This is a genomic window from Pseudoduganella aquatica, assembly GCF_009857595.1.
Classification (GTDB): domain Bacteria; phylum Pseudomonadota; class Gammaproteobacteria; order Burkholderiales; family Burkholderiaceae_D; genus Rugamonas; species Rugamonas aquatica_A.
Window position 1 is genome coordinate 1 of the sequence record NZ_WWCU01000125.1, and the last position, 503, is coordinate 503.

Genomic DNA, 503 nt, shown 5'->3' on the forward strand with positions numbered 1-503 from the left:
CCATAGTTCCTTCAAACTAGCCTTCATGATGTATGTGGTCATCAAGGCTTTGTTCGCTGCCAGTAGTTCTTCAAGCTTGGGCCGTTGCTCTTCCGGGACGTTTTCTGGATTGCGCAGCAGCAGCCAGCGGCCACGCTTGACTTTCTGCCTCGCTGATTTATCGTGCTTTAAGCCATTGGCCTCATCGACCCGCACGCGGTCGATCACTTCTCGGCCGTACTTGGCAACGACGTGGAACAAGTCATAAACGATACGGGCTCGCGGGCAATGCAGCTGTACTTCCAAGTCGAAGGCTGTATTCATATCCATTGCGACAGCTTCGATTTGCTGGCAACGCTCAGCACCGAGCCACTCGAAGAAAGGGCGCACGGCTTCACGGCTGCGCCCTTCGCCAACCCAGAGTACTTGCCGTGTGTCGGCATCAAGAACCACCGTGGCGTAACGATGCCCTTTGAATAGCGCAAACTCGTCCATGACCAACTTGCTGGGCTGCGCGGCAGGCA

Annotated in this window: 1 protein-coding gene; it reads right to left on the reverse strand. The window is 55.7% G+C overall.

Features of this window, described 5'->3' with window-relative positions; translation table 11 throughout:
- A partial coding sequence (locus GTP77_RS29870; protein ID WP_161075756.1) for a transposase occupies positions 1–503 on the reverse strand: 503 nt, incomplete at both ends.